The sequence below is a fragment of the Pseudomonas batumici genome, assembly GCF_036585405.1.
GTDB classification, from domain to species: Bacteria; Pseudomonadota; Gammaproteobacteria; order Pseudomonadales; family Pseudomonadaceae; genus Aquipseudomonas; species Aquipseudomonas batumici.
Genome location: NZ_CP144470.1, coordinates 1,439,548 through 1,464,576 on the forward strand (window position 1 = coordinate 1,439,548; position 25,029 = coordinate 1,464,576).

General features: G+C 54.9%; 31 protein-coding genes. 17 read left to right on the plus strand and 14 right to left on the minus strand.

Features of this window, described 5'->3' with window-relative positions; all coding sequences use genetic code 11:
* Positions 1-57: 57 nt before the first annotated feature.
* The 12 genes from NUH87_RS06160 (at position 58) to NUH87_RS06215 (ending at position 9,279) form a co-directional block, all read left to right on the plus strand.
* The gene (locus NUH87_RS06160) at positions 58-1,233 is read left to right on the plus strand and encodes an RHS repeat-associated core domain-containing protein (protein WP_338525223.1); all 1,176 of its coding nucleotides are present in this window, start codon (positions 58-60) and stop codon (positions 1,231-1,233) included.
* The gene (locus tag NUH87_RS06165) at positions 1,190-1,762 is read left to right on the plus strand and encodes a hypothetical protein (protein ID WP_338525224.1); all 573 of its coding nucleotides are present in this window, start codon (positions 1,190-1,192) and stop codon (positions 1,760-1,762) included. The genes NUH87_RS06160 and NUH87_RS06165 overlap by 44 nt, the downstream gene beginning before the upstream one ends.
* Positions 1,763-2,314: 552 nt before the next feature.
* On the plus strand, positions 2,315-4,249 hold the full coding sequence (locus NUH87_RS06170; RefSeq protein WP_338525225.1) for an RHS repeat-associated core domain-containing protein: 1,935 nt from the start codon (positions 2,315-2,317) through the stop codon (positions 4,247-4,249).
* Positions 4,246-4,746, plus strand: coding sequence for a hypothetical protein (locus NUH87_RS06175; RefSeq protein ID WP_338525226.1), 501 nt, complete (start codon positions 4,246-4,248; stop codon positions 4,744-4,746). The genes NUH87_RS06170 and NUH87_RS06175 overlap by 4 nt, the downstream gene beginning before the upstream one ends.
* Before the next feature lie 21 nt (positions 4,747-4,767).
* A complete protein-coding gene (locus NUH87_RS06180) occupies positions 4,768-5,316 on the plus strand; it encodes a hypothetical protein (protein WP_338525227.1) in 549 nt (182 codons plus the stop codon).
* Between the two features lie 77 nt (positions 5,317-5,393).
* Positions 5,394-5,711 carry a hypothetical protein gene (locus NUH87_RS06185; protein WP_338525228.1) on the plus strand — a complete coding sequence of 106 codons (318 nt, stop codon included), beginning with the start codon at positions 5,394-5,396 and terminating at the stop codon, positions 5,709-5,711.
* A 5-nt stretch (positions 5,712-5,716) separates the two neighbouring features.
* Entirely contained in the window at positions 5,717-5,956 is a 240-nt protein-coding gene (locus NUH87_RS06190; RefSeq protein WP_338525229.1) for a hypothetical protein, read from the plus strand.
* A 291-nt stretch (positions 5,957-6,247) separates the two neighbouring features.
* Positions 6,248-6,532 (plus strand): hypothetical protein, encoded by a 285-nt coding sequence (locus NUH87_RS06195; protein WP_338525230.1) that lies wholly within the window; start codon positions 6,248-6,250, stop codon positions 6,530-6,532.
* A 165-nt stretch (positions 6,533-6,697) separates the two neighbouring features.
* On the plus strand, positions 6,698-7,006 hold the full coding sequence (locus tag NUH87_RS06200) for a type II toxin-antitoxin system ParD family antitoxin (RefSeq protein WP_338526740.1): 309 nt from the start codon (positions 6,698-6,700) through the stop codon (positions 7,004-7,006).
* Positions 7,007-7,424: 418 nt separating this feature from the next.
* Positions 7,425-7,760 carry a hypothetical protein gene (locus NUH87_RS06205; RefSeq protein WP_338525231.1) on the plus strand — a complete coding sequence of 112 codons (336 nt, stop codon included), beginning with the start codon at positions 7,425-7,427 and terminating at the stop codon, positions 7,758-7,760.
* A 470-nt stretch (positions 7,761-8,230) separates the two neighbouring features.
* A complete protein-coding gene (locus tag NUH87_RS06210) occupies positions 8,231-8,860 on the plus strand; it encodes a hypothetical protein (protein WP_338525232.1) in 630 nt (209 codons plus the stop codon).
* An 89-nt stretch (positions 8,861-8,949) separates the two neighbouring features.
* A complete protein-coding gene (locus tag NUH87_RS06215; RefSeq protein ID WP_338525233.1) occupies positions 8,950-9,279 on the plus strand; it encodes a hypothetical protein in 330 nt (109 codons plus the stop codon).
* Positions 9,280-9,479: 200 nt separating this feature from the next.
* Here the strand turns inward: NUH87_RS06215 and NUH87_RS06220 are convergent, their stop codons facing one another.
* A complete protein-coding gene (locus tag NUH87_RS06220) occupies positions 9,480-9,941 on the minus strand; it encodes a hypothetical protein (RefSeq protein WP_338525234.1) in 462 nt (153 codons plus the stop codon).
* 121 nt (positions 9,942-10,062) lie between these two features.
* A complete protein-coding gene (locus NUH87_RS06225; protein ID WP_338525235.1) occupies positions 10,063-10,302 on the minus strand; it encodes a hypothetical protein in 240 nt (79 codons plus the stop codon).
* A gap of 123 nt (positions 10,303-10,425) precedes the next feature.
* Here NUH87_RS06225 and NUH87_RS06230 point away from each other — a divergent pair, with 123 nt between their 5' ends.
* The gene (locus NUH87_RS06230; RefSeq protein WP_338525236.1) at positions 10,426-10,806 is read left to right on the plus strand and encodes a hypothetical protein; all 381 of its coding nucleotides are present in this window, start codon (positions 10,426-10,428) and stop codon (positions 10,804-10,806) included.
* Here NUH87_RS06230 and NUH87_RS06235 read toward each other — a convergent pair.
* From NUH87_RS06235 to NUH87_RS06280, 10 genes are all read right to left on the minus strand, one after another.
* Positions 10,794-11,012, minus strand: coding sequence for a hypothetical protein (locus tag NUH87_RS06235; protein ID WP_338525237.1), 219 nt, complete (start codon positions 11,010-11,012; stop codon positions 10,794-10,796). The genes NUH87_RS06230 and NUH87_RS06235 overlap by 13 nt on opposite strands.
* A gap of 7 nt (positions 11,013-11,019) precedes the next feature.
* Positions 11,020-11,439 carry a DUF6896 domain-containing protein gene (locus NUH87_RS06240; protein ID WP_338525238.1) on the minus strand — a complete coding sequence of 140 codons (420 nt, stop codon included), beginning with the start codon at positions 11,437-11,439 and terminating at the stop codon, positions 11,020-11,022.
* 78 nt (positions 11,440-11,517) lie between these two features.
* Entirely contained in the window at positions 11,518-11,931 is a 414-nt protein-coding gene (locus NUH87_RS06245; protein ID WP_338525239.1) for a hypothetical protein, read from the minus strand.
* A 202-nt stretch (positions 11,932-12,133) separates the two neighbouring features.
* Positions 12,134-12,754 (minus strand): hypothetical protein, encoded by a 621-nt coding sequence (locus tag NUH87_RS06250; RefSeq protein ID WP_338525240.1) that lies wholly within the window; start codon positions 12,752-12,754, stop codon positions 12,134-12,136.
* 566 nt (positions 12,755-13,320) lie between these two features.
* Positions 13,321-13,806: a hypothetical protein gene (locus tag NUH87_RS06255; RefSeq protein WP_338525241.1), complete on the minus strand. Its 486-nt coding sequence runs from the start codon at positions 13,804-13,806 to the stop codon at positions 13,321-13,323.
* A 174-nt stretch (positions 13,807-13,980) separates the two neighbouring features.
* Complete coding sequence (locus NUH87_RS06260) at positions 13,981-14,265, minus strand: hypothetical protein (protein WP_338525242.1); 285 nt, start codon at positions 14,263-14,265, stop codon at positions 13,981-13,983.
* 355 nt (positions 14,266-14,620) lie between these two features.
* On the minus strand, positions 14,621-14,911 hold the full coding sequence (locus NUH87_RS06265) for a hypothetical protein (RefSeq protein ID WP_338526741.1): 291 nt from the start codon (positions 14,909-14,911) through the stop codon (positions 14,621-14,623).
* A gap of 228 nt (positions 14,912-15,139) precedes the next feature.
* A complete protein-coding gene (locus tag NUH87_RS06270; protein WP_338525243.1) occupies positions 15,140-15,337 on the minus strand; it encodes a DUF1737 domain-containing protein in 198 nt (65 codons plus the stop codon).
* A 53-nt stretch (positions 15,338-15,390) separates the two neighbouring features.
* On the minus strand, positions 15,391-15,762 hold the full coding sequence (locus NUH87_RS06275) for a hypothetical protein (protein WP_338525244.1): 372 nt from the start codon (positions 15,760-15,762) through the stop codon (positions 15,391-15,393).
* Positions 15,763-15,805: 43 nt separating this feature from the next.
* Positions 15,806-16,243 (minus strand): DUF3158 family protein, encoded by a 438-nt coding sequence (locus tag NUH87_RS06280; RefSeq protein WP_338525245.1) that lies wholly within the window; start codon positions 16,241-16,243, stop codon positions 15,806-15,808.
* Here NUH87_RS06280 and NUH87_RS06285 point away from each other — a divergent pair.
* The 4 genes from NUH87_RS06285 (at position 16,148) to NUH87_RS06300 (ending at position 19,089) form a co-directional block, all read left to right on the plus strand.
* A complete protein-coding gene (locus NUH87_RS06285) occupies positions 16,148-16,429 on the plus strand; it encodes a DUF6124 family protein (protein ID WP_338525246.1) in 282 nt (93 codons plus the stop codon). The two genes, NUH87_RS06280 and NUH87_RS06285, sit on opposite strands and share 96 nt — an antisense overlap.
* Positions 16,430-16,950: 521 nt before the next feature.
* A complete protein-coding gene (locus NUH87_RS06290; RefSeq protein ID WP_338525247.1) occupies positions 16,951-17,430 on the plus strand; it encodes a DUF6882 domain-containing protein in 480 nt (159 codons plus the stop codon).
* A gap of 346 nt (positions 17,431-17,776) precedes the next feature.
* A complete protein-coding gene (locus tag NUH87_RS06295; RefSeq protein ID WP_338525248.1) occupies positions 17,777-18,481 on the plus strand; it encodes a hypothetical protein in 705 nt (234 codons plus the stop codon).
* A 227-nt stretch (positions 18,482-18,708) separates the two neighbouring features.
* Positions 18,709-19,089 (plus strand): hypothetical protein, encoded by a 381-nt coding sequence (locus NUH87_RS06300; RefSeq protein WP_338525249.1) that lies wholly within the window; start codon positions 18,709-18,711, stop codon positions 19,087-19,089.
* A 621-nt stretch (positions 19,090-19,710) separates the two neighbouring features.
* On the opposite strand, the gene NUH87_RS06305 is transcribed toward NUH87_RS06300, so the two are convergent.
* Both NUH87_RS06305 and NUH87_RS06310 read right to left on the minus strand, forming a co-directional pair.
* Complete coding sequence (locus NUH87_RS06305) at positions 19,711-22,884, minus strand: hypothetical protein (RefSeq protein ID WP_338525251.1); 3,174 nt, start codon at positions 22,882-22,884, stop codon at positions 19,711-19,713.
* A gap of 66 nt (positions 22,885-22,950) precedes the next feature.
* Positions 22,951-24,762, minus strand: a complete 1,812-nt coding sequence (locus NUH87_RS06310; RefSeq protein ID WP_338525252.1) for a pentapeptide repeat-containing protein — start codon at positions 24,760-24,762, stop codon at positions 22,951-22,953.
* Positions 24,763-25,029 lie beyond the last annotated feature (267 nt).

Below are 25,029 nucleotides of genomic sequence, written 5' to 3' on the forward strand. Positions count from 1 at the left end.
CCTATCCTTGTGAAAGTTGGTTTCAGGTCGCTTAGGATGCGCGAGGGATCAAACGGTGTGACCGTCAGTTACGATTACGCCGGCCAGCTGATCAGCCTCAGTTACGCCACGGGTGGCACCAGCCTGGGCAATTTGAGCTATGGCTATGACAACGCTGGTCAGCGAGTGCAGCTTGGCGGCAGCCTGGCTAGCACCACCCTCCCCAGCGCTGTGAGCACTACCAGCTACAACGCCGCTAATCAACTGACGGCATGGGGTGGCGCCACCTTGCTGTATGACGCCAACGGCAATATGACCAGCGACGGCAGCAACACCTACACCTGGGATTCGCGTCAGCGCCTGAGCACACTCACCGGTACCACGTCCGGCAGCTTCAGTTATGACGCGGCCAACAGACGCAGCCAGAAGACGATTGCCGGGCAGACCACCAGCTATGTCTTCGACGGTATCAACCTGGTGCAGGAGCTGACCGGTGCCGTCACCCCGACGGTACAGGCCAACCTCCTCACCGGAGGCATCGATGAAGTCTTCAGCCGTACTGAGGCTGGTGGCAGCACCTACAGCTACTTGGCAGATGCGCTGGGTTCAACCCAAGCACTCACCGACAGCACCGGAGCGTCCACCACGCAGTACACCTATGACCCTTACGGCCAGACCAGCAGCAGCGGCTCCGCCAGCGCTAACAGCCAGCAGTACACCGGCCGGGAAAATGATGGCACGGGCCTCTATTATTATCGGGCCCGGTATTACTCTCCGGGCTTTGGCCGTTTTATCTCGGGAGATCCGATTGGCTTGGCTGGAGGGCTTAATATCTATGCATATGTTCGTGGGAATCCGTTGAGTGGAATTGATCCATTAGGTCTTTTCGATATCCTCGCTTATAGCCAATGGATGAATGATCACGCACATACAAGTTCTCAGCATCAATGTGCGAAGTATGTTCGGCGAGGTCTCGAAGCTGGAGATGCAGATACTACTGGGCACCCTAGTGATGCGAAAAATTATGGGCTAACGTTGACAAATAATGGGTTTACGCCTATTCCTTCAGAAAATTACACTCCTCAAGCAGGTGATACCGTAGTATTTCAACCATATCCTGGCGGAAATCCGTCTGGACATATTGAAATGTTCAATGGTGATCGATGGGTATCGGACTTCAACCAAAATCATTTCTTACCAGGTATAGGATATGAAAATTCAACGTATCAAATATATCGAGCACCAAATCAATAATATAAAATCTATAATATTAGTCTATTTGCGGAACCTGGTATTCCTGCATATCGCTGGAGTGCCACTTCTACTTGCACAATCTGCCTACGCACAAGATGTCGAATCGACAGATATTGTATATCAACTATATAAGAATTATGGTTGGGAGGCGCTATTCTCATCTCCAGATGATGCCAAGAAGAGCATTGGAGACCCTCTTCTAATGCAACCAAAGGAAGAACTCGAGAAATATTTTGATGACAACCTTGTGCACCTCATTTTAAAGGAGGCAGATTGTATTGCAAAAAACCCCGGCAAGCTTTGCAAGTTAGAGTTTAATCCAATATTTGCCTCACAAGATGCTTCCGCATCAGAACTAAGCATAAAGAGCATCAATCCAAGGCGCGTTGACGTGCAATTTGTTTATCCATCAAATCATGAAATAATCAAGCTTTCGTATGTAATGATTGATTCTCCGAAAGGATGGAGAATTGCAGATATCACATATATTGACAGTCATGCATCACTGAAGAATCTTCTGGAAAGATAAATTACGACATCACCGGAGCATTAATACATATGCTTGCGAGGATTGAGTTCGACATATTGATCCGCGCGCTTTATACGGAAACAATTATCTGGAACGGAGTTGGTGCGGGCGAGTCACAACTCGGCAATGTTTCGACCAACGTAAAACATACCTTGATAAAACCATGGTAAAAAAAAGTAACCAAAAATCAGGGAGCTTGAGAAATTAATTCACTTAAACTCATCATGAGAGTACAGACCTTAGGCTCTTGGTTCTCTTCATCTTTTGTCTGGAAGTACCTTGATGCTCACGGGCTGAGAACGCCGGACCCTCAACGTCGAAAAATCTACCCGTTGGATACGCACGGATCGGTTGTATATCTAACGGACCATGAGCATTATTTTCTGTACGGATTGACCCTCACTAGTATAGTGCTCTTCCTGCTCACCATTGTTTTTATTTTGCTGGGAGCAAACGAACATAGTTTGTTCGTCCAAGTTGGGTTCGGTGATCTAAATCAGTGACGCACGAGAAAGCGCGCAGAAGTACTCAAAGTGATGGTGCCTATCGATTTTGGTCAGCGCCATCTCGGCTCTTGGGGTCACCAGCTACTTCACCGATAACGTGGGACACATCATGTCAATGACTGACTCCGTGGGGCGCCGCACCTTGATGGAGTACGACGTGCTGGATCGCAAAACCAAGGTTACGGACCCACTGGGAAGCGTTACCAGTTTTGCTTACGACACGAATAGCAATCTCCTGAGCGTCACTGACGCCAAGAGCGGAGTGCACGCCTTTGGCTATGATGCTCGCGATCGCCAGGTGTCTTACACCGATCCGTTGAACGCTACACAAAGCTATGGCCTCGATGCCCTGGATAATGTGACACAGTGGACCGCCCGCAATGGCGTCATCGCCACCTACACCTATGACGCGTTGAATCGGCGCACGCAATCGGCCTTCGGGCAAACCTTGATTGGCAGTGGCCCCTCGTTGACCACACCCGACGCCACCGTGGTTTACACCTTCGATGGTGGAAACCGTCTGACACAGATCGTGGACACTCAAGGTGGCACGATTACTCGCAGCTTTGACAATCTGGATCACCTGCTCAGCGAGACGACCTCCCTGGGCACCGTCTCCTACACCTACGATGCAGCTGATCGTCGCACCAGCATGACGGTGACGGGGCAGCCCGCCGTGAATTACACCTACGACGTCGGCAATCGCCTGACGAGTCTCGGCAACGGCAGTCAGAGTGCGGCCTTCACCTATGATGCGGACAACCGTCGTGCCACCTTGACCCTGACCAACGGGGTCGTCGTCAGCTACGGTTACGATAACGCCGGCCAACTGATCAACCTCAGTTACGCCAAGGGCGGTACCAGCTTGGGCAATTTGAGTTACGGCTATGACAACGCCGGTCAGCGAGTGCAGCTTGGCGGCAGCCTGGCTAGTACCACCCTCCCCAGCGCCGTGAGCACTACCAGCTACAACGCCGCTAACCAACTGACGGCATGGGGCGGTGCCACCTTGCTGTATGACGCCAACGGCAATATGACCAGCGACGGCAGCAACACCTACACCTGGGATTCGCGTCAGCGCCTGAGCACACTCACCGGTACCACGTCCGGCAGCTTCAGTTATGACGCGGCTAACAGACGCAGCCAGAAGACGATTGCCGGGCAGACCACCAGCTATGTCTTCGACGGTATCAACCTGGTGCAGGAGCTGACCGGTGCCGTCACCCCGACGGTACAGGCCAACCTCCTCACCGGAGGCATCGATGAAGTCTTCAGCCGCACCGAGGCCGGTGGCAGCACCTACAGCTACCTGGTTGATGCACTGGGTTCAACCCAAGCACTCACCGACAGCACCGGAGCGTCCACCACGCAATACACCTATGACCCTTACGGCCAGACCAGCAGCAGCGGCTCTGCCAGCGCGAACAGCCAGCAGTACACCGGCCGGGAAAATGATGGCACGGGCCTCTATTATTATCGGGCCCGGTATTACTCTCCGGGATTTGGCCGGTTTATTTCGGGAGATCCGATTGGCCTTGCGGGGGGGATTAATATGTATGGTTATGTTGGCGGAAACCCGATAAACCGCATTGATCCACTGGGGCTCGATTGGATCTATCAGCAGAGCACCGGAAATATCTACCAGATCGGTAACAATGCAAGCGCAACTACCATGATCGGCACTGGTTACGCAGGAAACGGTGACGGTCGAAATAACCCTGCGATGCAAGATATTACAGATGTGGGGCCAATTCCCCAAGGGACATACGATATAGGACCCGGTCATTACAGCCCTACCACGGGGCCAAACACTATGAATTTAACGCCACAACAAGGAACAGACACCTTGGGACGGGACCTCTTTCGCATTCACGGGAACAATGCTACAAACAATGCTTCACACGGCTGCGTTGTTGCCGCCCCCCAAATTAGAAATCAAATAAATAACAGCTCTGATCACATATTGCGGGTGGTGCCATGAGTAAATTTTTTATATACACCCTTACTCTCCTGATCTCTTTTTCCACTGAGTCATCTTTTGCGGACAATACGAGCTTTGAAAAAGGTGTAGCAAAAGCCAGTATAGTTCTAGGCATTTCGGATGTAGTGAATGCTTCAGTCGAAACAATTGTACTGCCAAACGATTATGCCTACAGCAAAGCGTACACGTGGGGAGGTGATGAGACATCTCCACCAAAGAGAATTATCAAGACAATTACAATATCGAGAAACGGTCAAGCGTTTTTTATTCCACTTTCCACATATGCCGATCTCGCCAACCCCAGAAACTTGCTTCTAGAAAAACTTCCTGCGCACGGGTTTCGATTAATTATTAACGGGGGTGATGCTGCTGGTTCATACAGCGCAATGCTAGACTTCAAGAAAAACGAAATTTTTCGCAGAAAGGTTGTGAGTGGCGAGTTCCCAAAAGAGGCATGGGAGGAAACAACTTTCGCCTTCAATCACTTGAGTAATTAACTGTACGACGTCAACAGCAACATGACCAGCGACGGCAGCAACACCTACACCTCGGATTCGCGCCAGCGTCTGAGCACACTCACGGGCACCATGTCCGGTAGCTTCAGCTATGACGCGGTCAACAGACGCAGCCAGAAAACGATTGCAGGCCAGACCACTGGTTACGTCTTCGACGGTATCAACCTGGTGCAAGAGCTGATCGGTGCCGTCACCCCCACGGTACAGGCCAACCTCCTCACGGGCAGCATTGATGAAATATTCAGCCGCACCGAGGCCGGTGGCAGCACCTACAGCTACCTGGTTGATGCACTGGGTTCAACCCAAGCACTCACCGACAGCACCGGAGCGTCCACCACGCAGTACACCTATGACCCTTACGGCCAGACCAGCAGCAGCGGCTCCGCCAGTGCTAACAGCCAGCAGTACACCGGGCGGGAAAATGATGGCACGGGCCTCTATTATTATCGGGCACGATATTACTCTCTAGGCTTTAGTCGCAGGGAGAACGACAGCGGGTGTCACCGCTGGGGCGGTTGCGACGGGCTCCGTCATTTTCGAGGGGCTCTATGACTGGTACGTCATAGGTGAGGCCGCGTGGGACGCGACATCATCAGACGACTGTGGTTGTCAGAAATGATGAGGCACCTATGAACGATATTGAAAAGCGGGTATGGGATGCAGCGATGAGGCGAGTCGCAGCGGTGTTTGGAATCGCTCTCGATGCCTTAAGCCCCGACCAAAAATTCGGCGAGGATTTGAAAAGCAGCTTCGTTTCGGATTTCAAAAGGAACGAATTCGATCTAATTAACGACGACATATACGACGTTATTGATCGTAAGGTGGCCAAGGAGATTGCCGCTGGCGCGCTGGTTATCCGAACGGTTGAAGACTATTGCAACCACATGGTCCGTTGCTATGAAACGAAGCCCAAAACCGTGAGGCAAGTGCTACGCATTGAAGAGTAAATTCTTTGAGCCTGCCGCTTGATTGTGACGTCTTCCCATTCGATGGACGTCGTCGTTTCTGGCGTCCGGCCGTTCCGCTTTATTCTGGCCTTGTTGATATCTCGTTGCGCTTTGTTGCGCCCGGCGGGCGAACCACCAGCGACTCCACCTATAACGTGGGGCGCGTCATGGCAATAACCACCATGGCAAAGACTTACCAGACCGAAAGCAATATTCCCACGCTAATCGTGGAGCCCGTTTTGTAGTCCCTTTCCCCGTTCTGTACCTACGCCAACGACATGAAAAAGCTTGTAGCAGTTGGGGTTTTGACAGTCCCCTGCGGCGTTATTCATTGTGTCGGGGCGTACCGCTGACGTTGTCAGCACCATGCCCATACAGCCTGGATCCGGGAAGCTACGATGCGCCATTGCGCATGATCCACTCCCCAGGTCGCAACGCTTCCAGTAGCGCGACTGATCGACCTCTGTCGCTGGAAGCACTGCTGCTCACTGTGTCTCCCCATACGGGCCTTGCCCTTCCCTGAACCTGGAGGTCCGATGAAGCTGGAAACGGCTTTGTACAAAGCGTTGGTCGCGGCCAACGTCTCAGAAGAAAACGCTATCGCCGTCATCGATGCGCTGGAGAAAAAAATGAGTTCAAACCCTGGTCCCGAAGCCAATGCCTCGGGAGGCCATACCGAGCTGCAAGCGGAGATCGCTCTGCTTCGCACTGAAATGAGAGCCCTGTTCTACAGGCTTGAACTACGGATCGCCCAGCTGGCAATCGTCATGGGCACCATCATCATCGTCGCGCTTCTTATCGGCTTTAAGTCGCTGCGCTAACCCCGTCAGCTTGCCCCTCCCATGTGGGGAATCCTTCCCCGTCGGGCGAGGTGTTCTCCGCGTTCCGTTTCATGAGCCTGGAGAGCCGCTATGCCCAACATCTGCTGCAATGAGTTTCCACAACACCCTCCTTACTCCGTCAGCACAGAAGCTAACGAGCGTGCCCTGGCCCGCACGGTTTCTCCACCGACAGGAAGTATCGTTCTCACTGGTCACCTGGCCCCGGTCATCAATGACCTAGTGGTCTCCTGCCGGTACCCGAATGCCAGCGAAGTCATGCGCGAAGGGCTTCGTCTGTTGGAGCAGCGTGAGGCTGAAGAACGGGCCAAGCCCGAGGCTTTGCGTCAGGCCACTTCAGGAGGACTGATGGACCTGGAGCAAGGTCGTTTCATCGAGATTGGCGGTGACCAGTTGGGAGAGCTTCTGACTGACATCGGCGAACGAGCGACCCTCTCCCTAACCAAGATCCGTTGATCCTGGGGAAGTCGATGACTTCGCCGGACGGACACATCGTTTTGGATCTGCTGTTGCACGATGAGAGCGTCATGCAAAACGTGTACATCGCGAGGAACTACGCAGCCACCCTACGCTTGCGCATGCACCGTTTGGCAAAGCCTGACCCGTCGACTAGCAAGGTTCCTACTCGGGTACTGGAACCCAATTTGTAGTCCCCCTTCTCCGCACTGCAGCTACACCAACGACCTGAAAAAGCTTGTAGCAGTTCGGGTTTTGACAGCCCCCTGCGGCGTTATTCATTGTATCGGTGCGTACCGCTGACGTTGTCAGCACCATGCCATGTAGCTTGGATCCGGGAAGCTACGATGCGCCATTGCGCATGATCCACCCCCCAGGTCGCAACGCTTCCGGTAGCGCGACCAATCGACTGCTGTCGATGGAAGCTCTGCTGCTGTTCACTGTTTCACCCCATACGGGCCTTGCCCGTATGGGCAGGCCCTCCCTGAAATTTGGAGGTCTGATGAAGTTGGAAACGGCCTTTTACAAAGCGTTGGTTTCAGTCAATGTCTCGGAAGAAAACGCTACTGCTGTGATAGATGCACTGGAGGAAGAGATGAGTTCAAGCCTCGCTACCAAGAATGATGTCGCATTACTTCGCAGTGAGCTGGTCGCTGCTTGCTCTCAACTGGAGGTCAAACTCACCGTGCGTATGGGCATCATGCTGTCCGCCTTTACTGGCATAGTGCTTGGCAGTATGAAGTACCTGATCTAAACGGTCAGAGCTGTACCCACCCACGCGGGGAATCCTTCCCCGCCGGGCGAAGTGTTCTCCGCGTTCTGCTTCATGAATCTGGAGAGTCACCATGCCCAATATCTGCAAAGAGCCTCAACGGCTCACCCGCTACCGCGTCAGCGCAGAAGCTGACACGTTGATCGAACATCGGCTCCCTGCGATGCCCGCTGCTGATCGGCCTTCACTTCATGGGCGTGGTGCTGGTCGGCCACGCCCACCCAACACCCTCAGTCAAGCCACTGATCTGTCGTCAGGCCGGCAAGACGGATACCCCACTCTGCGGCTCCGGCTACGAACAAGTCATACGCACTCGCGCTGTTGATCGTCGTCACGCGGCTTCATTGATCTTGGGAGCCCTCTTCGGCGCCTGAGCACTGCTTCAACCTTACATCCATCCATAGGGATCCTTGCCCTGTGGGGCGAGATCCGTCCCGCCCCAGGAGAGCATCATGGAAAAACCTCTGAATGTTTTGCGTCTACCTTTTCCGTTCATTCGGAATCCCTACACCCCCGATTCGTTCCTGCGTCTGGACGCGTTCCAGCGGCAATTCACGATCAAATGCACCGGCGTGATGAGCTTGCCGGAAGAAGAGCCACGGTTTGGTTACCACCAGATCGCCTGCGCGTACGAGGTGGGGCATTGCGGCCTGATTGAGGACGCCATTGCGCTCTGTATCTCGCGATTCGACGAATTGCATGCGTATCCGAAACTGAGTGCGGCGGCTTCGTTCGATCCGCGCACGGTCGAGGTTTACTACACCCTCTCAGAGCCCGCCAGACCACGCGCTGCGGTCCATGACAGCGCTGATGTTCAACAGGTGCTCTCAGGTGTTGTCGGCCCTTCTGAGATCGTTTGGCGACGCCCCTGTCGCACAGATGATGAGGCGCGTGCAATTGAGACGCGGATAAAGGGACTGCTCGCACAAGCCAACGAGGGCATGCGCTCGGACTCCTACGACTCGGCGAGGTTTGCCCGTCAAAAAGCCAGGGAACTGAAAGGCTTTTTGATCTCACCCAGGTGGCGAGCGTTTGCCTTAATGGCGCTCAACAACACAGGCGTCACCTGCTGCACTCACTGATCTTCAAGGCTTGATCAAGCCTCAGCAACCGTCACCGGGAAATCACCTCCCGGCCGGGGAAGGTGGTTTCTCTGAACTGGAGAAAACTCATGTCCCCACAACCGAACCAAGCTCGCGCCAACGCGATGAAGTACTCACTGTCCGTCACGCCACTGGCCTGGGACAAAGCGGTGCAGAGCAACCAGCACCGGTGTGGTTCAACCTACGAGAGTCGGCTGCTGGATCTGTTGCACGCCGTGAGCAAAGCCCATAACCGGCAGCCCGATGCTCGGCAGATTCATTTCGGGCTCTACCAGCGGCTGCATACAGGACAGCGTACGAAACAGTGCTCGCTGGAGCTGACACTCCACCTGGTGGAAACGGACACAGAAGTGCCGTATCTGCTCCTGTCGCTCAAGGACGAACGGGTTGATTCATGACCTGGACTCACCCCGCTGCAACACCTCACACAAGCCCGACGCTGTCGGGCTTTTTTATTGCTGCGACAAGCGTCCATGACGACAATGAATTGCCCCTAATTTTCGAGACACATGGAGTGACCGATAATGGCCGGTTGTTGCCCGAGACGTGGTCTGCGCGCACGTGCTTCGGGAGCTAAGGTCGACCGTCTGCTCTTGGGTCACGCTCTACCCATTTCCTCATACGAAGCATCAACGACCGTGATGCGCTCATCCCAAGCAGTTTCAGCGACATCTCGGATGATTTCGGCCAGCGTCTCAATATCCACACCAAGGGCCCTGATGCAGGCCAAGCGGCCGCGCGACCAATCGATAACAGTGCACTGTGGGTACTTCCCTAGCAGCGCGGACAAGGCTTCCTGAGGCGACTCATTGCGGGTGTACATGAAGTCAAAGTACGGGGCACTGGTGTCCTGAAGCGAGTACACCTGAGCCCAAGCATTTGATGGGCCAGGAAACCACAGGGTGACGGTACGATGCGCCCATTCCGGCCCTCCGTGTTTGATGTGGCGAAGTACTTCGATGATCGATTGGCAATCGGGTATTCGGGTCATACGATCAGGGTCAAACTTCCAGCCAGGCTCAGGCTGAGCGGCTGCTTTGCTGGCCACAAGTGCAGTCATTCGCTTTTCTCTTCATCGCGTTACCTTAGGTTCGAGCGTCCTCTGTTTGGCCGCCCCGCCTGTCATGTCCTGTAGCCCCATGGCTGATGAGTAGGGGCTGCATTTTCTCGAGAGCTCTCGACTAACTATCCCAACCGAGCTCCCGGTAGGACATCTTGTCTTGTTCAGGGAAATCCGTCTGGTATTCCCCCCAGTCCATGTACGAATAGTATCGGGTCATCGCTTCGAAATAGCTTTCAGCTTCGACCTCCCAGACAAGCTTCGATCCTTCAGGAAGAAGTGCACGTGCACCGTCACCATGAGCGCCGGCTAAACAGAAGGTCTGACAGCCATCAGGTTCCAGCCAAAGTTCATGCTTCATTTTTGTTGATCACGATTCAGGTCTTCGGTTACTGGGAAACATTGAGTATCAGTGCCAATCCTTAAAGCAGTGCATGCACTGTCGAGCTTTCCAGGTTCTCAGTTGCCCGCCGCAGAATGAGCAATGGGCGACTTTCTGTTTGCAGAGTGGAATCATCCGGTGCCGGAAGTACTCCCAAACGATGGCTGGGTCGATGCCTTCGCGCCTGACTATCTCATTGACCACAGCCTGTTCGCCCTGCTCGTGAAACACCCCTATGGCCGAAAACGTTTCGACGGTGGGGCAGTAATTGGTGATCGTGTCTCCACACCGATCACAGATGCGATGACCAAGCTGGCGAGTCATGGGTCCAATCCTTTGGGAACGCATTGCCGTTGTACCGTGAGTGGCTGCTGGAAAGAAGGTACAAGCGAGCGCAGAAATCTTTTCTTCAACGCCCGCGTTCTCCCCAATGATCACTCATGTGTCGAGCGGACGGTGGATATCGAAAGCTACCTGATCTGAAAAACACGGGAAACCATGGCACGAGCTTTTTCGCCATCGGCCTCATACAGCCCCTGGAGGACAGCCTGGTCATTGAGTCGATGTAGACGAAAATGATCGTAGAAAGCCTGGCCCAGTCGCTGCCCATCAAACGCCCCTCGTTCCCATAGTTCGAGAAACTCGTCGTATCTGGGACTCTCGATTTCCAACGGTGGTGTGCTGCTCATGCCCGCCTCAAACCGATCGTGAATGATCTGCGTCTGCAACGTAGTAAAGGATGTACCCCGAGTACACCAGCGAGCCCACCGCTACCTCCTCGTTGAAACACGCCTTGAGTGCATCCTCTGTGGCAAAGCCGTATTCCGGCAACCTGGAGTCTGCAAAGTCAGTGAGACGCCATACGTCAAATCCCCCGATCTCACCATGCCTCCCGAAATCAAAATCGACTTTGCCCGTAGAGAGACTGACTGCGCAGCCGTAGCCATGCTTGTAGTAATGAATACCCCCCTCAAGCACACCGCGGTTGGGAATGCCAGTTTTAACCCAATCCATGCAGGTCAAAGGCAGCGGGATGCCTGAGCGTTGCATGAGGTCCACGGCCGTTCGGACGCTGGCCTGGTAGTCAGAAATCAAACGGGCAAGTTGGTTGTTCATGAAGCCTCGGACTCTAGGGAAAGCAGGCCGCTCTTGCAGGAGGTCAAGCGACCGCGTGGAGGAGTATCGACGGATGTTTCACCCGCCCGGCGGACAATTCGCCTTTGTGAAATCCAACACCTCGCGCTCCGTCTGTGCATACCCCCAGGCTTTGATCGTTAGCTTCCCGATCAGCGTGTCATCGCAGATCAAAATATCACGCGGTTTCCCCTCTCCGCTGAACTTGCACACCGCGCCGTAGGATTCATCCCTCTGATAGTCATAGAGGGGCTGAAGCATCAGCCTACAGTCTGAAATGGTCCCTCCTATTCCAAGCATGTGAATTGCTTTCTGCCATTCCCCTCGAATTTGCTCGACCTGCCCCGTATCACTGATAACACGGGCTTCAGATTGACTCACCTTGAAGGAGGGTTGTTGTGCTTGCGAGAACGCTGGCGACAACATGGCGCCAGCTATCACGCTGGCGGTGACAAGCGAGAAAAGTATTTTCATACGTCATGACTTCCTTGAAAGCATCAGCATCCATCCGATCGTGAGAGAGTGCACTCGCATGCTTGGAGCTCCTTGGCTAACGTGATCTTTTGTCGGCACGACCAGACTCACGTGACAAAGCATATCGAAGCGCTCATAGCGACTCCAATGAAGACTTCGTCTGTCGCTTCACTCCCAAGCTGGCGCCACATAGGGCTCCGTTTCACCAAGAGGTGTGAGTAGGTCGTGGGAGCGATGCGATCATTTGATCAAAGGCCGCCACCGCATATCTGCCATCAAGGCTTTTCAAGGTTGGCATTTCTGAAGGAAAACCGAATCGCACTCTACCGGGAAGCACTTCATCTATAGCCGAGTACCAGGTCAGCAGAGCTTGTTGGAGGCGCACGTGTAGCTCGAATCTACTCCGTCGGCGGGTGGTGTCGGCTTTGGCTCGCTCCCGCGCGAGCTGAGGATCTATGCGGCCAGCGATGTAACAGTCAGCAAAGCCAATACGTCCTTGTGCGATCGTTTCTCTTGTGGCATCCAACTCTAATCGCCAGTCGTGTTCGCTCGCCTCGCCGATCTGCCAAAGACTCCAAATGTAGTGGAGCTTGAGGGGGTCACTGTCACACAAGGCCCACGAAGAACTGTCTTCCATAGCCAGCGCCGTTTGCCAGCGATCCACGTTTCGCTCTGCCCAAAAAGCTGCCGCTCCTGCTGGATCCTTTATCCGATCCGGCTCGTTTTCAAAACGGCCGTTTTCAGGAATGACATGTTGCCCTCCATGCTTAGCGCACCAAGTGGTTTTCCCGCTGGCGCTGATACCCTCAACAACCAAAATCATCGTTATGACTACTCCGTTAATTGCGTCATGCTTGTAAGTCTCAAAGCATCGAGGGCTTACGTGTGAACGGGAAGCCTGGCTTCCCGTTTTATTGATCACGCTTCAGGTCTTCGGTTGCTCGGCAACACTGACTATCAATGCCAATCCTTAAAGCAGTGCATGCATTGCCGAGCTTTCCAGGTTCTCAGCTGTCCGCCGCAGAATGAGCAATGGGCGACTTTCTGCTTGCAGATCGGAATCATCCGGTGCTGGAGTTACAGGATCGGCGCTTGGGCTGGAGGGACCAAACAGCGCCAAGCGCATCTCCTCCTCGCTCAGTTCGTTACTCGTTGTGGGTGTCTCATCGTTGTCTATTTGGGAGGCTAACAGGTTTTATCAGTCTTGGTTGTGGACTGCTGTGATCGGTGTAAATCTGCATTGGGTCGTTCGCTTCAGGTAGAGGGAAATCCTCACACTCGGCTGCTTTGAGTCAGCTTCGATTACTCGTGACTGCTCCCTCTCGCCCCATACGAATAGTGTGATCGCGCTTGAGTGTTGCCGGATAAGTCGACCAAATGCCAGATGCGTTAGCCGTGCTTGATCAGAAACTGTTGACGATAGCCGCTTTCCTCAATCACTTTTGGATAGCCCTCAACATTGGTCATCTCCTTGAAGGCTTGCAAAAGGCTCCCCTCCTCATAGTGAATCTGACAGGAGGCCAAATCGAATACTTGCCGCAATAGCGGCTTTACCTGGGTAACTCGCTCCCGTGAAACGCTGATGACAACGGCGATAACATCCAACTGATCTGTCAGGCCTCGGTACAAATCGAAGGCCATCATATTCTCTGGCTGGGTGTTATTGATGAAGGCGTGAACGTCACCTTGCCCAATCGGCGTCCCATCGAAATAAAGATCATACAGCGCCGCTATCTCAGCCTCATCAAATCCCAACAACTCGATCACCCGCCTCCAGCCGTCCAGTAGAACGGGGATGTCGTCATCCGGCCAATGGAACAGATCCACAAGGGATACCACCAAGCGGAACTGACGACTTTCGATGAGCATCTTCACCTCAGCACTTCTCGAAAACAGGGATGGTGTGACTTAATCAGACGATGACGTAGCGGGCCAAGGAGGTGCACAGGCGAGCCAGCCTGACAGGGATGCCAATCGATCTTTTGGCACAAACAGTCGCCCTTGGCAGCTTGCAACCTGTCGCAAAAGGCTGCAATCGACCTCAGGCGGTTACCCCAACGAAGTCACCAAGCTGGTTTCGACACCTACCACATTTTGGGGAGGCTCGTTGATCAGCACAACTGCATTGTCCCCCTGGTTCAGGTAGATCAGGTAGTCGCCTGTCTCGAAGGTGATTTTGAAGGCGACTAGCCGAGCCTCCTGGTCCCATCCCTTGTCGACGATCCCTTGAACCTCCGTGATGATCTTGCCTTCAAAAAGGGAGACGGATAAGCCAGTAAGCAGATTTTCTCTACGCCAAGAGCAGCTGCTAGCTGCATCAAGCTCGAAGGGCACAGGGGGTCTAGATCTAATAGATCAGCACCGACGCTTTCCCCATCGCTCAGCAAGTACATCGCAACGGCCTGATCGCCGTCACATCGCCACATTAACGATCCTATGTCTCCCGCACACTTCTCATCGTTGAAGTAGTACTGGTCATGCAACAGCTCGGAAAGTCGCTGACCCAGCAGCAAACGAGCATTGTCCAGATCCTGGACCATCCTTTCGCGGGAGGCGACATAGCGGTTAAACATCGAGCGGTACCTTTGACGCGTTTTATACGGAGTCGCAGATTCTAGCCAGGTTGTCCGTGGGATGGCTGTTATTGACTCAGAGTGCGTAAACCTCTTGCCGCACGTCGCAGCCAGATTCAAGCAGGACGAAATGCCAAGCTAACGAGATCAATGTCGGCGTAGCGCCCCTGGTCGCCCTTATAGAAAGAAACTCTGGACACACCTAGTTCGGACTGTAGGAACTCAACCAGCTTCCCGAGGCTGTTTTTCTCGGGTATTTGGGTCGGGCGTATGACCGTTGCCTTGCCGGGTTCGTCATCGTAAATTCTGATGTGAAACACATGTTCCGCGTCTTGAATGACGTAGCTACAGCCATGGTACGCATATCCCAAGTTATGATCGACATCATCAAAACGAGTGGTTTTCACTATCTTCAAGGTCGTCCTCGTTAACATTGACTAGCTGCAATGTCGGTATTCGGGCAACCAAGTCGTACCCAGGTTATCACTCAGTCAACAAACATGGGGACTCTGCCCCGGCGACGTCCGAACGCTTTTTACACACCCCGGACCCATTGCTGCCCTCGCCTATACCCTGAAGGACAATTCGATCAGGACGGTGGGTAGCCCAATAAGTTGCCAGGAGATAGACGCTGACTATTTGGCGGAGGTAGCGCTTGCGGACCAAATTATTGCCTGCGCAACGATCACCTGTTGCCCATTGAACGTGAGTGCAGGAGAACCATGCAGCACGTACCCCATGCTCAAGGCGTCGCTGACGCGGTGGCAAAAGGCGGCGTCATCAGGGCCAGTCAGTACTCGATAAATGGGAAGACCTTCTGGGGGTAGGCTCATACATCAATTTCCTTCGATAATGGGTGGAGTTCCCCTGGCACACGGGGTGCGCGTCAGGTCAGGCGCCCATGGCTATGGTAGTTCATGAACTCTCGCATGGTGGGTGAAAGCTTCTCTTGCGCAGCGATCTGCCAGAACTTTGTTTCCCCCAGAACTGGCGACAACCGCTTGATGAGCTCCTGCGCCGTATTGTGATGACCCGTACACAGCCAGTGCCTGAAGAGGTACTCGTTTTCTTGCCTCGGCAGCTGTGCCGCTTGGAGCAGTTTGAGTGAGTACCGATAGTTCAGGGGCCACAGTCGCTTCAGAAAGTCGATTCTCTCAGCGATTGGAAGGCCCACGAGCCATTGCCTCACCTGCTTATCCGTCTGAGCAATACCAGATCGTGAAGCCACCTGCTCCGGTGTGAAACGAGAGTCGTCCATGCTGGGTAGGGCCGAAGAGTCCAAGGGAAGATCTCATTCTGTCCTAAACATCGGAGTATTGAGCCATTTTTTCGTCCCATGTACGTTCGGCCAACACACCTAGGTTGATGGATGTGCGCTCATCGCGAATCAACTCCGCCCACAGATCCAAGCCCATCTTGCTGCGGTCCACCCGGCTCCAATGCAGGAACACCGTGCCTGCTCCAGTAGACTGTCTCGTCAATCGAATGGGCAACAACGTGAACGGGTAACGCTCCGCCTGGGCCAATACGCCCTGGATAGCCAACTCGACCAGACTGTCCGTCAGTTGACTGTACTCGTCCCCGAATTCGAGTAGCTCCCCCTTACCCTTAAAAGGCTTTAAAAGCCTTTTAAGGAAGGCTGTGTGTTCCAATGCCTGGAAGGCAGTGTGTTGCAGCGGCTGGAAGGCAATGTGTTTTGCCTCAACACCCGGCGCCGTCGAGTGCCCGACCCCAGGCATCAGGAAGGCACTCTGGTCAACGTCTACTCGATTCTGCAATCCGCTGCGGCCACAGCCTACGAGCACGCCGACAACCAAACCGGTTCGAACCGCAAGGTGGCAATGGGTGTGGTGCACCTGATTGAGCTGGCACAGCTGAAAATGGACTCGGTGCTGGATGAACAGCCCATCAACTCTAGCAGCTGACAGGACTCAGCAGTTGAACGGGAAGCTGTGCCTTCCCGCTCCGTCGAAGATCATGCCCGTTGACAGCACATGATCTTCGACGCTACATCACAATGGTCATGAGCTGACCGTTTGCAAACCTGCCGACGATAGAGCCGCCCGCCAAAGAGACTCATGATGCTGAAGATGCCCGTGAGGTTTCTCACGGCGTATTCATCAAATCGTCTGCCGGTGTTCCATCGGCGGTCTTCAGGTACGAGGTTCGCAATTACACCGGAACCCTGGGCAGCCATTCGGTGCATATGTCGTTGCAGACGTATGTGTGGTTGCTAGAGAGTAATCCCGGTAAGGTCGATGGCAGCTATTACTATGATGAGCACCGTATTCCGATTGCCTTGCATGGCAAGCGACAGGCTGAAAACCAACTGGCTCTCTGCGAAGAGCCTGACAAAAAGTGCCCCATTCTGCTGACGGTGACTGACCAAGGGCGAGCGCTACCTGAAATCTAGTCCAAACTCGGAAAAATTCACCTGAGGGAAACTATGACAGACGATGAATTTGAAGCGTTTCTAGTAATGGTGACGGATGAGCTGTTACTGAAACAAGCGGAGCTAAACCGGATTTATGCACTTGGAGAGATGGCGCGCTGGTGGTTCGAGCAAGGCACTGGCACAGTCCAATTTTTCGATAACAGTGACAGGCTGGTAGTCGAGGCAGAAGTCGTGAGCATAGGAAGCTTCTCGGTCAAAACGTGTAGTTGGAAATGGGCATGGAGCAATCCCTCGATTGAACCTGCATTGCGCCAAGCAGCGCTCCCGCTGAAGCAGCTCCAAGCCATTACGGGGCTTGATCTATTCGGGAACGAACATGCATTTTCAATTCAAGACGAAACGATGGCATGGGAGCTGGCAGCCTCGGCGGTTCATTACTTAAAGGCCGCAGGGTGCTACCGGGCACCAACTTCATCTGAGGGCCCCAACACCTATCTGGCAATCACGTCTATAAAGGTTCTTGGCGACTGAAGTCTTTGGTTAGCTGCCTATCACCAAGGGCCGCTATGGATCGTTCTCTGCCGGTCATGGCCAGGAAGCGTGGTGGTCAAATCCGATCAAATGGCTGGTCAGGTCGAATGCAAAAAGGTGGGCGAGTCTGTGTAGTTTCCCACCTTGGGCATCCAGTAGAAACAAACCACTCATGAGTGACTGCTACGTATCCCCGGGCGGCCGCAAGCCTCTACTCGCACAATCCACATTTGGCCCAAGCGGTTCAGTTTTCAGCCGGTAGGCCGGGTCAGATTTTCATCGGTACTGACAACAATCTGGTTAAACTGCCGACGCCTTGTATGGACACTCGGAATGAATCGCCCTCATGAAAAAAATCACCTCACTGTCGTTCCTGCTCCTGACCTGCCTGCCATTGCCAGGGTGGGCAGGCTGGTACGAGGTTCGCAACTACACCGGAACCCTGGGCAGCCATTCGGTGCATATGTCGCTGCAGACGTATGTGTGGTTGCTACAGAGTAATCCCGGTAAGGTCGATGGCAGTTATTACTATGATGAGCATCGCATTCCGATTGCCTTGCATGGCAAGCAACAGGCTGAAAACCAACTGGCGCTCTGCGAAGAGCCTGACAAAAAGTGCCCCATCACACTGACTGTGACTGAGCAGGGTGCGAGCGGGACCTGGAGTGACGGTAAGCGGACCTTGCCGATCAACCTGCAACAGGTGGGCCGCCTGGATAACACCGGCGAGAACAACCAGTTGCTTGAAGGCAACGTTGAAATCCCGATGTGGTCCCACACCAAGGATCGCATGTTCCTGGGCGTGTACGGCGTTCAGGCCCCAGCAGAAACATACCAAGAGCCCTACGTCACGATGAAGTCGATCAAGGAGATTGAGATCAAAACAGGCAGACTGCTACGGACTCTGGACACAGATGACATGGCCGGCTTGTTAATGACACCGATCTATATGAACGTCGAGGCTTCGGTACAGAGCAACGGCGTGAACTTGCTCATTCAGCATGGCGGCGGTCGGATGGGTTACGACGAGGACCGGGTTATTCCGGATTAGCCAACACATTTTCCGATCTTGTACCGCTGCGCCGTTTCGGCGGCCTCGGTGCAACACATCAATGATGTCGGAGCGGCCTCCCCCTTCAGGATGTCAGCCCCCTCCTCTTCTTCAACCTGTGAGCTACAAACGGCCAGCAGAGCAAAGCTTTGCGCCTACATGGAACCGGACTACGCTCTGCGAACCTGCTCACTTGAAGCGGCAATGCTATGTAGGAGAGGCAAAAAATGGATGATTTTCCGCGCTCACTCACCATCCTGATCACCAATGCCAGCGGTGCCGATATGATAGTGAACTATGCCGTGCTGACGGGCGGCAGTTGGGCAACAGCCCCTGTCCCCGGCACCCTGATCCCGTCGACAGGCCAGCAGAGCTATGTGAACGGTGTTCCTGACACTTTCAGCGCTCTTGGCGGCCAGCTTATGCTGACACCGACTAGCGGTGGCACCATCAACTCGAGCTGGTCCTGGCCTGCCGGCGGCCCCGTCTCTGGCAGTGTGAACACCACCGTCGCTGACGACTTTATAGTCACCAGCCAACTGGTTAACACACCGACCAATCATGTCACCATGCAGGTGATGATCACCAACGCCGCTACGGCAGGCTAGCTCTTCGAAGTAGGCAAAGATTCCTTCGCTTAACACGCGCGGAAATGAAGGCTGACATTTCGGTGTTAGCCTTCTCCATGTAAGGTGCACGTAGAAGGCCGCAGGATCCCAAACCGTTGCATGAGCTCCACGGCTATTTGGACGCTTGCCTGGTAGTCAGAAATCAAACGGGCAAGGTGGTTGTTCATGAGGCCTCAGACTGTAGGAAAGCAGGCCGCCCTCACAGGGGCTTGAACGACCGCGTGGAGTAGTATCGACGGATGTTTCATCCAGGATAACGCGCAACCGTTTGGCAGTCATGGTCGGCATGGACAGCGGTCAGCCAGAAGTAGTTGGCGTCATCAGATCTTCGCCCCTGAAAACAGCGCCTTGAGGACGACCGTTGTTCGAGATCGTTAACGTATCTCTACGAGCTATTCACCCGCCCGGCGGACAATTCGCTTTTGTGAAATCCAACACCTCACGTTCCGTCTCTGCATAGCCCCAAGCCTTGATCGTTAGCTTCCCGATCAACGTGTCATCGCAGATCAAAATATCACGTGGCACGCGCAATGTGGACAGCAATGGTCGCCGTGTATCTTCACGGCGACCGGGAATGCGCCGGTTGGCGCAAGCTCATTTTCAGTTCGACGGAGCCGGCGGCATCCAATGGCTGATCGATGGCTCTGGCCTTCCGTCCGCGCTGTGGATCAGCTCGTAGTTGAGGGCATATACGTTCCGGTCCAGGCTCACGGTGAGCTTGCCGGATACGACGCCTTGCGTTGACACCAGCAGGTCACCCTGCGGGGTGTAGATATCCATGCTGTAGTCGTCCGGCGAGTCGCCATCGTCGGTATAGGAAAGCACGTAGACATACCCCTTGGCCTCCACGTCCAGGTCGAGATATGTCGAATTCCCGCGAGCGGTCAGCGGTAACGTCGGCGAGGTTTTGTTCTGGAAGTACTTGACCGGATTACCGTTGATGTCGAACGCCTGAACCCTTGCGTTATCGGACTCGAGGACCATCACCACTCCGTCCAGGCCAATCGCAATCGCTACCGGCTCTGACACCAGGCCCTCCCGCGTCCCCTTGCCGGAGAGCAAGCAGGCGTCGGGGGCTTCGGCATCCGCGACGGGCGTACTCGACAGCTCGCATCGGAGCAGTTTGCTTCGCCCGGTACTGATGGCAAATACGTAACCCTGCGGGTGCAGGACGAAATCGTCCAGTGGGATACCCGCCGGGAACCGACCATAGCTTTGCCCCGTTCCAGCGTGAAGGGGCGCGCATTTCGACCCGTTGTCGTAGCTCAGCGTGACCTTGCGAAGATGAACGTACGACGGTGCGTCATAGTCGTTGCTGGTTGCAACCGGGTAGCTGTCGAGGAAGAGGTTTCTCCCCGATCCGTCCGACGGGCTCACTAGGTCGTAGCAGATGCCTGACTTGTTGTTGTAGCCGACGTCGAGCGGTTGGCAGGCCTGCTCCGGTGGAGGGAGAAGTGACACGTTCTGCACCGTGTACATGGCGTCGACCGACCGGGGATTGGTCGAGAGGTTCTCCGGAATGTTCAGGTGGGAGGCCTGCCAACTGTAGCCGATCGACGCGGGGCCCTGCGCCAGGGTGATGCTCGTCAGGCTCATGAGATCCGAGCCTGAGCTCACCGTGGCCGTCGGAGGTGGAGCCCCCTTGGCCCAGACGTGCGCACCGCCCTCGTACGCCAGCTTCTCCACATGCTCGTAGACCGAGCTTTTGGTAAGCGCAGGCAGGCTGTTCTTGATCTCCAGGCTCGGAATCACGAGCGTGCTGCCGTCCGTGCCCAGCGCAGGTGTCCAGTCAGTGGCCCCTCTGCCTGCAACCCATCCATTGTCGGCGTAGAAGATCGCGGTCACCTTCAGCTTCCCTCCGCCCGGGACGCCCTTGAAGCTGATCGGGATGGAGTTGCTGTTCGTCCCCTGAGGCAGCGAAAACGTCTTGGAAGGTACCGTCACCTGGCTGTCGTACGCCACGGTCACCACGTAATGCGTCGCCTGCATCGGGAAGTAATGAAACTGCGAGTCCGGGAAGAGGGTGATATCCAGATCGATTGTCCTCGTCACCGTTGACGTATAGATCGGCGCAGCCTCAAACACCTCGAGCGTCGTCTGACCGACCTGCGCTGCGGTGATCGCAAGGTTGACCGCTTCCAGGGCAAGGTCCACGAACGGAATCGACTCCTCCAGGGCACCTTGTGCGATATATTCCAGCAACATCGCCTTCAAGCCCGTTTTCCATAACAAGGGCCCGATGATGTTGGCCAGCTTGAGGAGGACTTCCTTGACTCCGCCCGTCAATGCATAGTCGAGGATCGCGGCGTCGATCGTCGCCAGGACGCCCAGGATGCCAATGTAGACCTTGTAATCCTTCAGGAGGTTGGTGACGAACTCCGTTTTCATCACCGCTGCCCCCGCGACGAGGACGATCACCGGGATCGCATACTCGAAGGTCGCAGTCATGAAGATGCCAAGAAGACAGATGTGCCGGTCGGTATGCCCAGGACCGAAAATGCCGAGTCCTGCGAGATGGATGTTCACTGCGTTGGCCGCAGCCGGCACCGGGAATGTCAGTGTCACGTCCTTAACGTCAATGGGAATACCGGCGATCTCATCGATGGGCCCGACCCGGTCGAGGTACTTCGTTGTGGCGGTGCCGTTGAACATACTGGGGATCGAAGCCGCCGGCCATGAGTCCGGCGGCGCGACAGGGGTGCCGCTGGCATCCAGGAATTCGATGTAGGCCCCCAGGTGCCTGAGCCACTGGTTCTCCACCATCACGGACATATTATTGTCGTCGTACGTCACGCTGGCAGGATCAACCACGACGCCCAGGCCCGGTGTGAGGTTTTTCAATTGCCATTGGGAGTCCTGGTCACGCCGGCGCATTGAGTGGGAGCCCGCAGTGCCCTGGTACTCGCTCGATACGACACCATCGAGCACTTTCCACAGCGCGCCACGAAGGTACTCATCCTGCCGGGATAACTGGATCACCAGGGGCAGCGTGCTCGACACGGCCAGACTCACGCCCTGATCGAGCTTGGACGTATAGAGCGGTTTGTTGCCGTCGTACACCTGTTTCTTGTTCCAGTCGAGCAGCGGTACCTTTATTTGCCACTCATCACCGGCCCCCTCGATGGTGTCCACCAGGGTGTGTCCATCATTCGCGATCGCAGTCTTGATGCAGCTTTCCTTGATATACGCCGGGATGGCGCCGCCGTTGTCGCTACTAAGGTTCAGCAAGCTCGGGTGATGGAAAAGCACCGCGACCGCGGCCTCCAAGGCTTCGCTGTAACCTTCCACGTGATCCGGGAAGTCGCCATCCAGGATCAGCGGTTTGAGATGCTCCGACGTCACGCCGTATCTGGCGAGCTTGTAGCGAGCCGAGGCAAGTGGGTCCTTGCCGCGCTTTCTCATTTCTTCCCGTGCAGCTGCTCTGCCGGCCTTGGGGACGTGCAGGTACATGGTAAGGGTCTTGCGAACCGATCCATCGCCTGTCCCCGTGGACACTGTGATCAGTGCCGGGCGGTTTGACGGGACGGGAAGTTCTTCGATGTAATGCGTGACGTGCTCCTGCGCAAGCAGGGCCAGGAAGGGCGTGTCCTGACTGGCCCTTGCGAGGGTTTGTGCCGTGTGACGTTCGAGCCGGTATTCCCTCAGATTCGCGTGCAGGAGCACGTCGTCCGGGTTCTTGCAGTGCTTGAGGTTGAAGTGCAGTGTGCGCGTCTCGGTCGGTCCAGGCAGTTTGTCCGCGCGCCGGTTGGCCGATCCATCATTCCCTTGATTCATGGTTCTTTCCCTGTCGTTAGCTGTATAGGATGCGATTGTCCGCGCAGGTTGGGCGGCGTCTCACCGTCAACTGTGGTCGCCGTAATTCCAGTCGGTCATGGGAGCGTCGTTGGCGTGCCACTGGGTGCCGGCGCAAGGCCCTGTCTGACCGTTCGGGCACGTCGCGCCAGTGGTGTCAGTCGGCGTCACTGTGACGTGGTACGTGATCGTGCTCTTATCCTGCCGGCCGCCATGGACGGTCAACGTACCGCTAACCGTGCTGACGGCAGCTCCCACAAAATTAACCCCATTCGTCTTCGCGCCTGAAAAATCGACGCCCTGGAGACATGCGTTCGCGAACGAGCATGCGCGTTGATCCTGTATGGTCGTCAGATCGACGCCGTTGAATCTGGCATTGATGAGGCACGCTCCGTCGAAGGTGACACCCGCCGCATTCTTTCCTCCTAGGCCCGAGAAATCCGTCGCAACAAGGTACGCACCCGAGAAGTCCACCTGCATGATAGTCGCACCAACCAGCGTCGCCTTGTTGCCATACAAATAGCAGTTCGGCATCAAGGCATACGACAGATCCGCGTTACTGAATGTGGCATTGAGCAGATACGCCCCACTCAGATTACAGCGGTGCTTGCCGTCTGCTGTCGAGAAGGTTGCATTGTCGAACTTGGCGTACTCCAGGTTCGCTTTCACCAGATTGGCACCGCCGAGCTGAGCATTGGAAAAATCCACGAAGCGAATGCTCGGAGAGTCCACGGCGCCGAACTGCACACCAGTCAGAACGGCATACTGTGCGATCAGATTATCGAGCGTCCCATCGAGGATCGCGCAGCCTGGATGGTCGGGGTCGTTTGTCATGAACTGGACACCGTCCATCTGTGCGTAGCTCCAGATGTAGAGGTCATTATCCTGACTGTCGAGCGCGTGCGTGAGGATCTTGTTCACGCGGGCGTTCGAGAAAATGGTTCGGTTGTTGACGTCTCGGGTAATGAGGATGGGTTTGGCAAGATCCGAGAGGGTCGCCAGGGACAGATCGGCGCTTTCCAGATCAGCGCCTTCGAAGTTGCAGTTGTCGAGCACCGCCCCCGCGAAGTCGCACCCTTTCAGGCTGGCGTTGCTGAAATCGACGTCCTTGAGCGAGGCGTTGCAAAAGCTCGCGCCATCCAATTTACAGCCGCGAAAACTGCTGCCATCAAGCACCGTACCCGGGAAGTTCGCGACGCCCGAAAAGGTGACATTGCTGAAATTGCTGTTCGTCGCCCGAGTCTCGGAGAAATCCGCATTGTCCAGGAAGAGATACCCGAAGTCGGTCCGGTCATAAGACTGCTTGTTCAGGTTCCACGCAGCAGGGAGTAGCTGTTTCGTAGTGAGGGGCGCAGACACGTTGGCAAACATCAATGCCTTTTCCACATCTGTCCAGACGACCGTCTTATCCAGGATATCGATATAGAATACGGATACAACCGAGTTGCCTTGGACGAGCTCCATCCAGATGGTGTTGTTTGCCGGCGGGATGCCGTACGTGGTACCGCCGCTCGACAGAGCGAGCGTCGCGGGCGTGTCTGGAGAGGTGAGCGCGATATAAAAATCACCTTTGGCGCCGCCCGGAATCGAGCTACCAAAGTCCAACCACGCCCCGTCGTGCACCGACTGAACCTGAAGCCAGTTGTGGGCGCCCAGGCTTACGGTGTCGGGGGTGAAACTATCTCCCAGGTAGAAAGCGAACAAGGTCGCGTCTTTCAAGTCGCCGTTGTCCGATAGCTTGCACGCCAGCGAGTCACCCTGACGGTACGCGAACCAGGTACTGGTGGAGAACACATTACTGATGACTATGGTGAGGTAGTAACAGCCGATGTAAGTTTTTACGGCGTTCGGGTTGGTCATTTCAGTTTCCTCGTCCGCTGGTCCGTCGTGATGAGAAAATACAGCAAAGCTGATTCGGCTTCGTAGTCAGACATAGGTGCTCCCTAATTAAATAGCCGATTGATGAGCGCGAAAAAACTGCGGTTCCTGGCGAGAGATGAAATCACCGACCACATCGCGTCTGCTTAAGCACTGTTGCGAGCAAAAAGACTTCCAGATAAGCGAGTTGCAGTTGTGTAGACTTCCCGGAAGAACTCTCGACAACCGCCACTCGAACATCTGAACGAG

Bases quoted from the DNA above. Each gene is read 5' to 3' on its own strand.
- NUH87_RS06165 (WP_338525224.1), top strand. From the start codon at position 1,190: ATGAAAATTCAACGTATCAAATATATCGAGCACCAAATCAATAATATA.
- NUH87_RS06175 (WP_338525226.1), top strand. From the start codon at position 4,246: ATGAGTAAATTTTTTATATACACCCTTACTCTCCTGATCTCTTTTTCC.
- NUH87_RS06180 (WP_338525227.1), top strand. From the start codon at position 4,768: ATGACCAGCGACGGCAGCAACACCTACACCTCGGATTCGCGCCAGCGT.
- NUH87_RS06185 (WP_338525228.1), top strand. From the start codon at position 5,394: ATGAACGATATTGAAAAGCGGGTATGGGATGCAGCGATGAGGCGAGTC.
- NUH87_RS06195 (WP_338525230.1), top strand. From the start codon at position 6,248: ATGAAGCTGGAAACGGCTTTGTACAAAGCGTTGGTCGCGGCCAACGTC.
- NUH87_RS06205 (WP_338525231.1), top strand. From the start codon at position 7,425: ATGGAAGCTCTGCTGCTGTTCACTGTTTCACCCCATACGGGCCTTGCC.
- NUH87_RS06210 (WP_338525232.1), top strand. From the start codon at position 8,231: ATGGAAAAACCTCTGAATGTTTTGCGTCTACCTTTTCCGTTCATTCGG.
- NUH87_RS06215 (WP_338525233.1), top strand. From the start codon at position 8,950: ATGTCCCCACAACCGAACCAAGCTCGCGCCAACGCGATGAAGTACTCA.
- NUH87_RS06220 (WP_338525234.1), bottom strand. From the start codon at position 9,941: ATGACTGCACTTGTGGCCAGCAAAGCAGCCGCTCAGCCTGAGCCTGGC.
- NUH87_RS06225 (WP_338525235.1), bottom strand. From the start codon at position 10,302: ATGAAGCATGAACTTTGGCTGGAACCTGATGGCTGTCAGACCTTCTGT.
- NUH87_RS06230 (WP_338525236.1), top strand. From the start codon at position 10,426: ATGGGCGACTTTCTGTTTGCAGAGTGGAATCATCCGGTGCCGGAAGTA.
- NUH87_RS06235 (WP_338525237.1), bottom strand. From the start codon at position 11,012: ATGAGCAGCACACCACCGTTGGAAATCGAGAGTCCCAGATACGACGAG.
- NUH87_RS06240 (WP_338525238.1), bottom strand. From the start codon at position 11,439: ATGAACAACCAACTTGCCCGTTTGATTTCTGACTACCAGGCCAGCGTC.
- NUH87_RS06245 (WP_338525239.1), bottom strand. From the start codon at position 11,931: ATGAAAATACTTTTCTCGCTTGTCACCGCCAGCGTGATAGCTGGCGCC.
- NUH87_RS06250 (WP_338525240.1), bottom strand. From the start codon at position 12,754: ATGATTTTGGTTGTTGAGGGTATCAGCGCCAGCGGGAAAACCACTTGG.
- NUH87_RS06270 (WP_338525243.1), bottom strand. From the start codon at position 15,337: ATGAGCCTACCCCCAGAAGGTCTTCCCATTTATCGAGTACTGACTGGC.
- NUH87_RS06275 (WP_338525244.1), bottom strand. From the start codon at position 15,762: ATGGACGACTCTCGTTTCACACCGGAGCAGGTGGCTTCACGATCTGGT.
- NUH87_RS06280 (WP_338525245.1), bottom strand. From the start codon at position 16,243: ATGCCTGGGGTCGGGCACTCGACGGCGCCGGGTGTTGAGGCAAAACAC.
- NUH87_RS06290 (WP_338525247.1), top strand. From the start codon at position 16,951: ATGACAGACGATGAATTTGAAGCGTTTCTAGTAATGGTGACGGATGAG.
- NUH87_RS06295 (WP_338525248.1), top strand. From the start codon at position 17,777: ATGAAAAAAATCACCTCACTGTCGTTCCTGCTCCTGACCTGCCTGCCA.
- NUH87_RS06300 (WP_338525249.1), top strand. From the start codon at position 18,709: ATGGATGATTTTCCGCGCTCACTCACCATCCTGATCACCAATGCCAGC.
- NUH87_RS06305 (WP_338525251.1), bottom strand. From the start codon at position 22,884: ATGAATCAAGGGAATGATGGATCGGCCAACCGGCGCGCGGACAAACTG.
- NUH87_RS06310 (WP_338525252.1), bottom strand. From the start codon at position 24,762: ATGACCAACCCGAACGCCGTAAAAACTTACATCGGCTGTTACTACCTC.